The following is a 13,271-nucleotide window of genomic DNA, read 5'->3' as shown; positions in this document are numbered from 1 at the left end:
ACAATCAAAATCATTTTTAAAATATCAACAATCCATTAATATAAAGTAAAAAAACCGGTTGACATCGTTCCTACCGGTTGATTTTTTACAATGAATTTTTATGATCGATTGAATTCATTTGGATATCTCTATTACCTTTATTCCATATTGGTAAAGGGACATACATATTGATCGAATCCCTTTGAAATCTGGAAGATAATGAAAAACCGAGAGCCTTTTGTACATCCTTTTCCGCTTCCTTCAAATATTGTAATGCGACTTCATTTTTATTTTCGCTTTGAAGTAATTGTTCATAAGCAGCTTCAATCGCTTTCGATATTTTTGAAAAATGGATAAAATCCCCTTCCTTATACATCTTCCATCCCCTTTTTTGATATTTTCCCCTTTTCTCAGTCCGAAACAATAAATCCGACAATGAAAATCTTTTAGAAACAGATAGGTGAAATAACAAAAATTTTAAAATATTACAATATATTTATATTATAATCGAATCAATGAAATATATTCATATCATTGTTTTGGAAAATCATAATTGATCCAATATTTTCGAAGGTGGAAGATAGAACAAAAAAGTCTCACCCTACGATCCACATTGATGATGGCTAGTAGGAAATGAATTTTTGGAAAAAGATTACATTATTTAATCAGGAACGTTTTGATCCTTTCGACCGTTTTTTCTAGGTCCCCAAAATTGATAATAATCGGTTTTCATTGGTCCGTTATACAGTTTTCGTTTTTTCGTCGCCTTTTTACCGAAAAACTTCTCAAACTGTTCTTCCGCTGTTAGAATATAAAAAGACCATGTGGGAAATTTTGATAACGTAACCCCTAATTGTTGATACATCTTTTGAACGCTCTTTTTCTCTCCAATCCGCTCACCATAAGGGGGATTTGTCACGATTACTCCATACTCCCTTTTTGTAGAAAAATCCGTCGCTTGCATTTGCTTGAAATGAACGATATGGGAAAGCCCTGCTTCCAGAGCGTTTTCCTTTGCTATTTTGACCATTCGATGATCGATATCTGAACCGACGATATCCAATTTCCGATCATATTCGGCTAAATCTTCCGCTTCAGTTCTCGCCTCAACCCAAACGTTTTTCGGCATCCAAAGCCAAGTCTCGCTAAGAAAATCCCGATTAAATCCCGGGGCGATATTTTGTCCGATTAAAGCCGCTTCAATGGGAATCGTACCGGAACCACTAAAGGGGTCGATAAAAGGTCTGTCTGGCGTCCAATTCGTCAATAAAACGACTGCTGCAGCCAAGGTTTCCTTTAACGGAGCATCCCCTTGATCTACCCGATAACCCCTTTTATGTAATCCACTTCCACTCGTATCGATGGTTAAAGTAACTTGATCTTTTAATATCGATACCTCAATGGGAACTTTTGGATCCTTTTCAACCAACCAACCATTTATTTTATATTTTTCCTTCAACCTTTCAACTATAGCTTTTTTTACGATAGCTTGGCAATCGGGGACACTATATAACGTAGACTTTACCGACTTTCCTGTAACGGGGAATTGGGCATCTTTCGTCAAAAATTGTTCCCAAGGTAATGCCTTCGTACCTTCGAATAACTGATCAAAAGTTGTCGCAAAGAAACTTCCAATAACAATCTTCACCCGATCCGCTGCCCGTAACCATAAGTTGCTTCTTGCAATCGCCAGTTCATCACCGACATATGTGATTTTTCCATTCTCCACTTGACATGTATATCCTAGTTTACGTACTTCCTTTGCTACAACCGATTCCAAACCCATTGCGGACGTGGCTATTATATTGTACGTTGTCATCCTTTCACCTTTACTTTCTACATTGATTATTTTGTCTTTTGAAAAAACATATAAAAACGCCCCCTTCCAAAAGAGGGGGCATTCCGAGTCTCTTCATTAATAACGTTCTGTAAGCCATGTTCTGTACCAATGTACTCAAGTAGACAAATGCCTCGTACATTGGTGGTAATCATCTATCTGCGGAAAACAAATTTTCCGCCTTTCCCTTAGGTTCATTTCCCCAGGGAAAGTGCCCCTACCATCATTTGGGTTGCTCGCTCGCGGGGTTTACCTCGTTCCACCCTTATAATTTCTTATAAGGCTGCGTCTCTGTGGCACTTTTATAGGTACTTAGGTCATATCCACAAAAGGACGTAGACCTGTTCCCAGCCGTCAGCCCAGTATCAACCAGGCTGCCCTAGCTTATTGTTTCGCTAGGCACGAACACTACGGGCATCTCAGCACCGTGCGAGCATGGACTTTCCTCTGCTATTCGACGAATCGAATAACAGCGATTACCCGAACGTTATTAATGAGTGCAAGTTCTATTATATAAAAGATACTCGGAATAATCAACTTCAAATCTTGGCAAAACTGGAAGTCATCAATCGTATAATTTATTTCCGAAAACATGCTTTTCAAGATTGCTCAACCGTTTTAATATATCAAAGTTCGTCGCACCGGCCATCTGTGAAGGCTGTTTCCGTGCCTCTTCCACTTGTTTTTTCAACCGTTGATTCTCGTTTTTCAACGCTTCCAGTTCCCTTGCAAAAATTTCATAGTCTTTAATTACAATATCCAAAAATTCATCGACTTCTTCTTGATTATAACCTCTCATGCTCGTTTTAAATTCTTTTTCCAAAATATCTTTGGGGGTCAACTGCACTTTGTTCGACTCCAATCTTCCTCACCTCGATCGACTTCACTTCATTATTCATATTTTTTCAAAAAACAGTTCGTTTGTCAATTTAAATTATTGCACGTTTTTCACACGAAAATATACGTAATAGAAACACCGTATTTGAAAGTGTGTAGCTGGTCCTTTCAGACAAATCTTCTATTATTCCTTACTTAACTCGATTAATAAGTCCCCCTGTTTGATCGAATCGCCCCCATCCACATAAACTTCTTCTACCGTACCTGAAAAAGGAGCTTGCACGGTCGTTTCCATTTTCATCGCTTCTGTGATAATGAGGTGATCACCTTTTTTAACCTTTTCTCCCTTTTTCACTAAGACTTTTACAACCGCACCAGGCATAGTTGCAGCGATATGTCCCTCATTAGTAGGATCAGCTTTTTTCCTTTCGACGATTTCCGATTGGGCGCTGGCATCTTTTATAACGATCTCACGAGGTTGTCCATTTAATTCAAAATAGACGATTCTCGTTCCGTCCTTTTGCACTTGACCGACTGAAACTAAACGAATAATTAATGTTTTCCCTTGTTCAATTTCCACTTGTACTTCTTCTCCAAGTCTTAACCCAAATAGGAACGTAGGTGTATCCAATCTTGAAAGATCACCGTAAAGATGGGTGCTTTTCGCATAATCTTCAAAAACTTTCGGATAAAGGGCATACCCTAGTACGTCATACGATGTCGGTCGCCTTTTCAAATGAACGAATAACTGTTCCTTCAGCTGATCGAAATTGACCGGTTCTAAAATATCCCCTGCCCTTTTTGTCAAAGGTTGCCGGTTCTTTAAAATAATTTTTTGTAAATTCTTTGGAAACCCACCTGGAGGGATGCCAATATACCCTTGGAAAAACTCGATTACCGATTCAGGGAAGTCGATCGTCATCCCTTTTTCCAATACGTCCTGTTCAGTCAGGTCGTTTTGCACCATAAACAAAGCCATATCGCCAACCACTTTTGAAGAAGGTGTCACTTTTACAATATCGCCGAACAAGTAATTGACCCGTCTATACATATCTTTTACTTCATCCCATCGATCGATCAATCCAACGGCTTTTGCCTGCTGTTGCAAGTTACTATATTGTCCTCCTGGCATTTCATGTTCGTACACTTCCGCATGGGGTGCCTTCATGCCACTTTCAAAATGACTATAATATTGGCGAACATCTTCCCAATAATTGGCAAGTTGATTAAGGGAAGAAATAGATATATCCGGCTGTTCCTCCATTCCTTGTAGTGCATAGTATAGGGAATTGACGCTCGGTTGGGATGTGAACCCGGCCATGGAACTAAGTGCTGTATCAACGATATCAACGCCTGCTTCAATCGCCTTTGCATACGTAAAAATACCATTACCGCTCGTATCATGGGTATGCAAATGAATCGGAATAGAAATTTCGTCTTTTAAAGCAGAAACTAATTCGTAAGCAGCTTTCGGTTTTAGCAATCCGGCCATATCTTTGATGGCTAAAATATGTGCTCCTTGCTTTTCTAATTCCTTCGCTAATTCCACATAATATTTCCGCGAGTATTTCGTTCGAGTTCGATCTAAAATATCTCCCGTATAACAAATTGCTGCTTCAACGATTTTCCCTGTATCCCGGACGGCTTCAATCGCCACTTCCATTCCCTTAATCCAGTTTAGGCTATCAAATATTCGAAATACATCAATTCCTGTTTCTGCAGCCTGTTTTACAAATTCGCGAATTACATTATCCGGATAGTTTTTATATCCGACTGCATTAGAACCCCGCAATAACATTTGAAATAAAATATTTGGAATTCGCTCTCTTAATTGAATCAACCTTTGCCAAGGGTCCTCTTTCAAAAAGCGGTAGCTAACATCAAAGGTAGCTCCTCCCCACATTTCTAGAGAAAAGGCTTCAGGGAAAAGATGCGCAGTCGGTTCAGCAATTTTTAACAAATCGTACGTACGAATTCTCGTTGCAAGTAATGATTGATGTGCATCTCGAAAGGTAGTATCGGTTAACAGCACTTTTTCCTGCTTACGAATCCAGTTCACTAATCCATCAGGACCGTGTTGATCGAGAATTTGTTTCGTTCCAGGTACAATCGGTTTCGTTTCATCATATTTTGGCAACCTCGGTTTTTGAAAGTGCGGCTTCTCTACTTTGCCAATTCCCGGGAATCCATTCACTACCACGTCCCCAATATAGGTCAAAAGTTTCGTAGCCCGGTCCTTTCGAACAGGGAATTGGAACAACTCCGGTGTCGTATCGACAAAGGATGTATCATAATCTCCTGTTTGAAATTTCGGGTGGGCGATGACATTTTCTAAAAAGGCAATATTCGTTTTAATTCCACGGATACGAAATTCCTTTAAGTTGCGGATCATTTTGGCGGCCGCTTGTTCGAAGGTCATCCCCCAAGTCGACACTTTCACAAGTAAGGAATCATAATGGGGTGAAATAACCGCACCTTGAAATCCGTTGCCTGCATCGAGCCTTACTCCGAAACCACCGCTACTCCGATACACGTTAATTTTTCCAGTGTCAGGTAAAAAATGGTTCAATGGATCTTCCGTCGTGATCCGACATTGAATTCCAAAACCATGTGTTCTTATTTCCGATTCAGGTGGGATTCCAATTTTTTTACTGAATAAAGAATATCCTTCGGCAATTAAGATTTGCGATTGAACGATATCGATACCAGTAATTAATTCTGTAATCGTATGTTCGACTTGGATGCGTGGGTTCACTTCAATGAAATAGTAAGAGCCGTTTGCGACTAAAAACTCAACGGTACCCGCATTGATATAATTCGTACTTTTCATTAATCGAACGGCAGCATTACAAAGATCAGCTCGCAAATCGTTCGGTAAGGAAACACTCGGTGCGACTTCGACTAATTTTTGATGACGTCGTTGAACAGAGCAGTCTCTTTCATATAAATGAATCGTATTGCCCTGTTGATCTGCTAAAATTTGGACTTCAATATGTTTCGGATTTGCTAAAAATTTTTCCACATACACTTCATCGCTCCCAAAGGCGGATTTAGCTTCCGATTTTGCTCGTTGGAAGCTTTCTTCCAGTTCCGATTCCTCCTTGACGATACGCATACCCCTTCCCCCACCACCGAGGGCGGCTTTAATTATAATCGGGTATCCATTTTCGGAAACAAAGTTATATACGTCATCGATCGATTTAATCCGCTTTCCTGGAATAACGGGTAAACCGGCCTTTTCCGCCGCTTCCCGAGCTTTCACCTTATCCCCGAATATTTCCAAATGTTCTGATTTCGGTCCGATGAAAATAATTCCTTCCTCTTCACAACGCTTAGCAAACTCGATATTTTCCGATAAAAATCCATAACCCGGGTGAATTGCGTCCACGTTATTTTTTTTCGCAATTTTTATGATGCCTTCAATATCCAAATAAGCATCGATCGGTTTTTTATCTTCGCCGACTAAATAGGCTTCATCAGCTTTATAACGGTGATAAGAACCGGTATCTTCTTTTGAGTAAATTGCGACGGTACGAATATCCAGCTCCGTACAAGCGCGAAAAATACGAATTGCAATTTCACCGCGATTGGCTACTAAAACTTTTTTAATCTCTTTCATAGGATCGCCCCTTTCAAAATTTGCCCAAATCATATTAACAATCTACGTATATGAAACTTTCCGACATTTACAAATAAAATTTTTCTTAAAAATGACAGATTATCCAAACGTTAAACTAAAAGAAATACTTTCTATCCGCAAAGGAAATGATCCATCCCCCCAATAGTAAACTACCTATCGACGGAGGGAATTGATCGTATATGATTCGGTATTTCTTCTATTTTTCGTTCCGAATGTAAAAACATCCTTTCGTAATTGGCAAACATCCCAACATTCATTAAAATACCGAGGGATACGGAAAGGAATAGTAATGATGAACCTCCGTAACTAACGAAGGGAAGAGGAACACCGGTGATGGGAATCAGTCCTGAAACCCCACCTAAATTAATAAAAGTTTGAATACCGATCATTCCCGAAATCCCGAAAGCTAGCAAGCTACCGAATGGATCCTTCGTTTTCAATCCGATATGTATCCCTTTCAAAACGATGAAACATAAGGAAAAAAGAACAAAGCTAACCCCGAAAACTCCAAGTTCCTCTGCAATAATAGCCATGATAAAATCCGTATGGGCTTCTGGTAAATATCCGAGTTTCTGAATACTTTTTCCTAATCCTAACCCTTTCCATCCGCCTGATCCGATGGCAACATAGGAATTGACAAGTTGTAGGCCATCACCGAGTTCGTATTTAAACGGATCCAAATAACTGTAAATCCGATTGAGTCGGTTTTCTGTAAAAATCACATCTTTTTTCCACAGAATAATCGGGGAAAAAATGACGACCATAATCACACCTGTAATGATTAATCGAAAAATATTTTTCCAATTCATGCCGGTACAAAATATTATAATTGCACCTGTTGCAAAAATAATAAATGCGGTCCCAAAATCCGGTTGAATGGCAGTTAAAAAAGAAGCTAAAACTAAAAATAAAATCGGGGGCGCAACACCTTTATTAAAGTTATCAAGATAGGTCTGTTTTTTTGCATAGACGGCTGCTAAATAGATGATGATGCCTAGCTTAACGAATTCGGATGGTTGAAATGATCGGGTGCCCATTTGAATCCAACTTGTCGCGTTATTAATATTACTTCCTATAAATTGCAAACCAATCAATGTAACTAGACTAATGGCCACAATTGTTACTAAAATTTTGTTGCTTTTTAATATTTTGTAAGGAAAAATGGCCGCAAAAAGAAAAGCAATGTAAGAAATAACCAAGTTCACTATCTGCTTATTGAAAAAAAAGCTAGGGTCATCATATCCGTAAACTTGAATGGATGTAACCATGCTCGCACTATAAACCATGATGACTCCGAAAATCGTTAAAAGTATGTACACGACGGCCAAAGGGTAGTCGTAAGATTTTACCACTTTTTTTATCATCGCTTCTCTTCCTATCTTAAAAAATATGTTATACTTTTTCAACAAAAATAAATATATATGTTATACTATTTCTTAAAAAAATAAATATCAAATTCGCTACCCATCTTTTGGGTATTTCTATTGTAAAAAAAAGATTCCTCTCTGTATACAAAAAAGGAATAAAAAACTCAAACAATTGTCGATCAACTGTTTGAGCTTTATTCAACTATTGTTTTTTCAACGATGCTTCATGCAAGGCAGATAACTTTTTTTCAACAGAACTCAAAAGTTCTTTTCCATCCTCTTCATCAACGAGACCAAGTTTTACAGCAAAATCTATTTGACGGGATAAGCCAAACATTTGCGTATCGAGCACTTCTTCATAAAGCGGACATTTTGGCATCGTCAAATGATCCATTTGCACTTGAATGAGTTTGATAATTTTATCTGCATACTCGTACAATAATGTATAGGCTTTTTCCCGATGATCGATTTTAACATCTGAGGCCACCATCATCCCTCCGTAAGAAAAAAGACCATTCTTGTTAAAATTCTACCTTTTAAATGTGAAAAATGCAAGGAATTAAACGGAAATGAATAGGTGGGCACTTATAAGTGTCCATATTGACACCTCTTTTCCCATCAGAGAAGCAACCTTTTATATAGATGTTTAAAAAGGGAATCCATTTAAAAAATATTGATATCGAATTGGTCAGCCATTTTTTCTAATAATTTCCAACCACCGATACTATTTCCCCGTTGATCGAGGGCAGGACCAAAAATACCGATACCGAATCGGTTCGGCACGACTGCCAGAATTCCACCAGAAACCCCACTTTTTGCTGGAACTCCCACTTTGATCGCAAATTCTCCTGAAGCATTGTACATTCCACAGGTCACCATAAATGCTTTGCAAATTTTTGCCGTCCGTTTTGTAATCAGTTGATTCCTTTTTTCCGGATCCTGCCCATTAAGGGAAAAAATCGCGCCAATTCTTGCCAACTGAAGACAATCGATTTCAACTGCACATTGTTTTGTGTATAAATCGATAATATCTTCCACATTTCCTTCAATGACTCCGAACTGCTTCATGTAATACAGCAAAGACCGATTTAAAAAGGATGTGGTAAATTCAGACTTTGCGACTTTTTCGTTGTATTCGATCTTCCTATTTCCAGTTAAACAGCTGACGTAGTCGATAAAATTCTCCAACTTCTTTTTCATAGAATGACCAGGTAATAGACTGGTAATTGCTAGAGCACCCGCATTGATCATTGGGTTAAACGGTTTTGTCGGATTTGTAAATTCCAATTTCGATATGGAATAGTACGGATCTCCTGATGGCTCCATGCCTACTTTAGAAAATACTTCCTCCTCCCCTTTTATATCTAAAACGAACGCTAACGCTAACACCTTCGAAATACTTTGCAAAGTAAAGGACTTTTCAACTGTACCCGCTTGGAAATATTGGCCATCGATCGTACAGACGGAAACAGCTAGGTCCGTTTTTCTTCCATCGGCAAGGGCCGGAATATAATTTGCGACCTTTCCTAAAGCAGTAATAGACCTCACTTCATCGATCATGTTTTCCAGTTGTTCATTACTTAATGATTTCCTATTCAATTCGTTCTCTCCCCCTCCAAAGACAGTCAATCATACTATGTGACAAGAGGAAAAAGAATATGTATACTCATTGTAAAGGGAGATGAGATGAATCATGGAAAATATATTAGAGATTAAAGGGAATGTTTCATTTAAGATTACTCTGGATCCGGGGGTTTGGATTTTCGATGACCGCCGAATCGATTTGGATACATATTTCCAAACAAATACAGATCATACTTCGAAAGAGGAATTGTATGAAGAAAAAATATCGAAATATTGGAGCAGAGAAATAAGCGAAGGAGCCGTTTCTCCACCGACCCTTAACACTGAAAAAAAATATGAGAAGGAAAAGGTATTGACCGGGTCTTTCGGAATGCCCATCGAACCGTTTATCAATAACGCTGAACCCGGTGAAGATGCAAAAACCCTCGTGATCGAGACGAAACAAGGAAATACTTCGATCCCGCTTGATCAAGGGAAGAAAATAATATTAGGTTTTTCTAAAAATGGAAAACCGTTAAAGGAAGACGGTCCCGTCCACGTATATTACGGTGATGGATCGAATAAAGAAAATCCAATCACAAACGTTACAGGATTTACGATTATATAAAGATTGACAGGTAGCCGAATGTTCAAAAAGGCGCCTGTTTTTTTATTCCTTCGATGAATAAAACTCACCCATTTACAAAACTTATTGATAAATAACCTGTAATGGAGTGATTTCAATGATAAGGGGACTCGCCCTTTTTCCATTTTTGTTTTTCTTGTTAGTCGGTTGTGGAGCAAATCAAGGATCATTGGATGAAAATCAAGAAAAGAATCGTTATATGAACGTCGAAAATACTACGATAAAGGAAGTAAACGATCGAAAGGAAAGCGAAGAGATTTCAAAACATATTGCCAACCTTGCAGCAAAAGTCCCAAACGTTCGAAATGCAACCGCTGTCGTAATCGGGAAATACGCAATCGTCGGCATTGATGTGGATAAAGATTTGGATCGATCAAAGGTAGGGACGATTAAGTATTCTGTCGCTGAAGCATTGAAGGATGATCCGTATGGGGCACGGGCGGTGGTCGTGGCGGATGCGGATCTCAATGCGAGACTGATGGAAATTGGTGAAGATATTAAAAACGGAAGACCACTTCAAGGCATTTTAAATGAATTGGCTGATATTACGGGAAGATTAATGCCTGAAATCCCTGGAGATATCCAAGATACGAATCCGGAAAACTTACCGGAAAATCAAAAAAATGACCTAAATCAAAAGGATAAAAACATGTTGGACAAACAGCAAGATGATCAATCAAATTTTGAAAAAAACCAATAAAATCAGGCGGGGATGACAAATTTTAATTCCCCGCCTTCATGTTTTTTCCTTTCGTTTTACCAATCATCCTCTAAATCATTCGATCGAAAAAATCGAAATTTTCCAGTAGCAAGCCTTTCTTCCGTCCGTTTTCGGATACGGTTATTACAGTCATCACACATATATGTATGAATCGGACGGTTCCGTAATTTTTTTGCTAAAGGTGAATAATCCTCGATTTTTTCAATTCGGTCGCAAATGACACATTGAACTCTCATCGATGTCCTCCACGTAATTTCTCATTTTTCATACAAAATCACGTCTAGTTATGATTCGGTTTTTTGAATTCCTAATTGCTCATCTCGTTGTTGTTCCCTTTGTTCAAATTTCCGACGGATTCGATAAATCATTAACACGAGCACGATTACCAATAAGCCTTCCGCGACCGGTAAAACCGTACCCAAAAAGGATAGTATCGATGAACCGATCAATAAAAAGATATAAACAACCGCCCTTTTTAAAATTGATATCTTATGGGAAAATCCTAAATGGTAGGCAATGATGGAAAGGATCACAATCGTGCCATATAACAACCACATTCCCAACTGGGGATTTTGATCCACCTGGAACAAAGATGCAAAAAAGGACAATCGATTTTCAATCAAATTCCCATATCCCCCTTTCCCCGATGAAACGATACTATTTTAATCATACATGAATCTCAGTTTTTTGTAAAAATGTATTTCTTTTTATTTCAGATGGTGACCATTGCGGAAAGTGTGTAACTAGTAATGTTGAACGAATGGAAAAAGCCCGAGTTATTTTGTCAACTCAGGCTCTAACTCCTTTAATTCGCAGCGTCCATATTCGCCATCTTTTTCTTTCGGGCCATCCGCTCCCGAGTCGCCTTGTCTAATATTTTTTTACGCATACGAATGGATGAAGGGGTTACTTCACAATATTCATCCTCATTTAAATATTGCAATGCTTCCTCGAGGGAAAAAATTCGTGGCTTTTTAATGACCGTCGTTTGATCCTTCGTCGCTGAGCGCACATTTGTCGCATGTTTTGTTTTACAAATATTAACGGTCAAGTCATTTTCCCGGTTATGTTCGCCGACGATCATTCCAGCATAAACTTCCGTACCAGGTTCGACAAAGATGGTTCCCCGATCCTCTACTTGCATAATTCCATAGGAAGTGGCCGTCCCTGCTTCTAAAGCAACGAGAACACCTTGTCTCCTACCGCCAACGTCTCCAAGTAATTTCGGTTGGTAACAGTCAAAGGAATGATTATAGATTCCGTATCCTCTAGTCAATGTCATAAATTCCGTTTGATATCCAATTAATCCTCGGGAAGGTACGAGGAAGACGAGGCGAACTTGTCCCTTTCCATTATGGACCAAATCGATCATTTCCCCTTTCCTTTTTCCAAGGGATTCGATCACTTGCCCTGTATATTCCTCCGGTGTATCGATGACCACCCGTTCAAAGGGCTCACAAATTACGCCGTCAATTTCTTTCAAAATCACTTCCGGTTTGGAAACTTGAAATTCATAACCTTCTCTACGCATGTTTTCGATTAAAATGGATAGATGAAGTTCTCCTCGTCCTGAAACGATCCATGCATCCGGTGATTCCGTCGATTCAACACGTAAACTTACATCGGTATGCAATTGGGTTTTTAATCTTTCTTCAATCTTCCTCGCAGTGATATATTTTCCTTCTCTACCGGCAAACGGGCTGTTATTCACTAAAAAGGTCATTTTTAACGTCGGTTCATCGATGTGTAATGCAGGAAGAGCCTCCGGATGTTCCGGTGGGCAAATCGTTTCTCCCACATCAATTTCTTCCATTCCTGAAATTGCAACGAGATCTCCTGCGAAGGCTTCCGTTATTTCCACCCGTTTTAATCCAAGAAAGCCGAACATTTTCGTCACGCGGAACGGTTTTACAGTCCCGTCTAACTTCATTAAAACCACTTGATCTCCCGTTCTCATCGTACCCCGAAATACGCGGCCAATACCGATCCTGCCGACATATTCATTGTAATCGAGGAGAGAAACTTGCATTTGTAACGGCTCTTCTCGATTATCAATTGGAGCGGGAATTGTATCGATAATCGTTTCAAATAAAACCTCCATCGTCTCATCTTGGCGATCCGGAGTTGTACTTGCCGTTCCATTTACCGCCGATGTATAAATCACTGGAAATTCCAGCTGCTCGTCTGAAGCATCCAATTCAATAAATAATTCTAACACTTCATCGACAACTTCCTCTGGTCTTGCAAATTCCCGATCAATCTTATTGACGACGACGATCGGTGTTAAATTTTGTTCCAAGGCTTTTTTTAAAACGAATCGGGTTTGGGGCATGCAACCTTCGAAAGCATCGACGACGAGAAGCACACCATCAACGAGTTTCATAATACGTTCCACTTCTCCACTAAAATCGGCATGTCCTGGCGTGTCTAAAATGTTAATTTTCACATCCTTATATTGAACGGCGGTGTTTTTTGCCAAAATTGTTATTCCTCTTTCCCGCTCCAAATCATTGGAGTCCATCGCCCGTTCTTCCACATGTTCATTGGCACGAAAAATACCCGATTGTTTTAACAATTGATCGACTAGGGTCGTTTTCCCGTGGTCAACGTGGGCAATAATGGCGATATTACGTATGTCATTACGTTTGTTCATCTTTTTCTCCTGCTTTCCTTAATAAAAT

12 protein-coding genes and 1 other RNA gene are annotated in these 13,271 nt (G+C 39.2%); 2 read left to right on the top strand and 11 right to left on the bottom strand.

What is annotated here, in order from left to right; translation table 11 throughout:
• Positions 1-85 precede the first annotated feature (85 nt).
• The 8 genes from OE105_RS03805 to glsA all read right to left on the bottom strand — a co-directional run bounded on the left by OE105_RS03805 (position 86) and on the right by glsA (position 9,220).
• Positions 86-355: a hypothetical protein gene (locus tag OE105_RS03805; protein ID WP_275421410.1), complete on the bottom strand. Its 270-nt coding sequence runs from the start codon at positions 353-355 to the stop codon at positions 86-88.
• Positions 356-640: 285 nt separating this feature from the next.
• Positions 641-1,798, bottom strand: a complete 1,158-nt coding sequence (locus OE105_RS03800; RefSeq protein WP_275421409.1) for a THUMP domain-containing class I SAM-dependent RNA methyltransferase — start codon at positions 1,796-1,798, stop codon at positions 641-643.
• Between the two features lie 105 nt (positions 1,799-1,903).
• An RNA gene (gene rnpB / locus OE105_RS03795) (RNase P RNA component class B) lies at positions 1,904-2,304 on the bottom strand.
• Between the two features lie 77 nt (positions 2,305-2,381).
• Positions 2,382-2,678 carry a cell division regulator GpsB gene (gene gpsB, locus OE105_RS03790; RefSeq protein ID WP_275421408.1) on the bottom strand — a complete coding sequence of 99 codons (297 nt, stop codon included), beginning with the start codon at positions 2,676-2,678 and terminating at the stop codon, positions 2,382-2,384.
• Between the two features lie 159 nt (positions 2,679-2,837).
• Positions 2,838-6,272, bottom strand: a complete 3,435-nt coding sequence (gene pyc / locus OE105_RS03785; RefSeq protein ID WP_275421407.1) for a pyruvate carboxylase — start codon at positions 6,270-6,272, stop codon at positions 2,838-2,840.
• Between the two features lie 170 nt (positions 6,273-6,442).
• Positions 6,443-7,657 (bottom strand): FtsW/RodA/SpoVE family cell cycle protein, encoded by a 1,215-nt coding sequence (locus OE105_RS03780; RefSeq protein ID WP_275421406.1) that lies wholly within the window; start codon positions 7,655-7,657, stop codon positions 6,443-6,445.
• 205 nt (positions 7,658-7,862) lie between these two features.
• A complete protein-coding gene (locus tag OE105_RS03775) occupies positions 7,863-8,150 on the bottom strand; it encodes an Fpa/YlaN family protein (protein ID WP_420842584.1) in 288 nt (95 codons plus the stop codon).
• A 173-nt stretch (positions 8,151-8,323) separates the two neighbouring features.
• Positions 8,324-9,220, bottom strand: coding sequence for a glutaminase A (gene glsA, locus OE105_RS03770; protein ID WP_275422086.1), 897 nt, complete (start codon positions 9,218-9,220; stop codon positions 8,324-8,326).
• Between the two features lie 133 nt (positions 9,221-9,353).
• On the opposite strand from glsA, the gene OE105_RS03765 reads away from it, so the two are divergent.
• Together OE105_RS03765 and OE105_RS03760 are read left to right on the top strand one after the other, a co-directional pair.
• Complete coding sequence (locus tag OE105_RS03765; protein WP_275421403.1) at positions 9,354-9,851, top strand: peptidyl-prolyl cis-trans isomerase; 498 nt, start codon at positions 9,354-9,356, stop codon at positions 9,849-9,851.
• 115 nt (positions 9,852-9,966) lie between these two features.
• Positions 9,967-10,569 (top strand): YhcN/YlaJ family sporulation lipoprotein, encoded by a 603-nt coding sequence (locus OE105_RS03760; RefSeq protein ID WP_275421402.1) that lies wholly within the window; start codon positions 9,967-9,969, stop codon positions 10,567-10,569.
• Between the two features lie 56 nt (positions 10,570-10,625).
• Here OE105_RS03760 and OE105_RS03755 read toward each other — a convergent pair whose 3' ends face one another.
• The 3 genes from OE105_RS03755 to typA all read right to left on the bottom strand — a co-directional run bounded on the left by OE105_RS03755 (position 10,626) and on the right by typA (position 13,243).
• On the bottom strand, positions 10,626-10,826 hold the full coding sequence (locus tag OE105_RS03755) for a YlaI family protein (protein ID WP_275421401.1): 201 nt from the start codon (positions 10,824-10,826) through the stop codon (positions 10,626-10,628).
• Positions 10,827-10,874: 48 nt separating this feature from the next.
• Positions 10,875-11,213 (bottom strand): YlaH-like family protein, encoded by a 339-nt coding sequence (locus OE105_RS03750; RefSeq protein WP_275421399.1) that lies wholly within the window; start codon positions 11,211-11,213, stop codon positions 10,875-10,877.
• A gap of 182 nt (positions 11,214-11,395) precedes the next feature.
• A complete protein-coding gene (gene typA, locus OE105_RS03745) occupies positions 11,396-13,243 on the bottom strand; it encodes a translational GTPase TypA (RefSeq protein WP_275421398.1) in 1,848 nt (615 codons plus the stop codon).
• Positions 13,244-13,271: the final 28 nt, after the last annotated feature.

It is taken from the genome of Fervidibacillus halotolerans (assembly GCF_026547205.1).
GTDB lineage: Bacteria > Bacillota > Bacilli > Bacillales > Caldibacillaceae > Fervidibacillus > Fervidibacillus halotolerans.
Note: the sequence above shows the minus strand (reverse complement) of the source record. Positions and strands in the feature narration are given on the sequence as shown.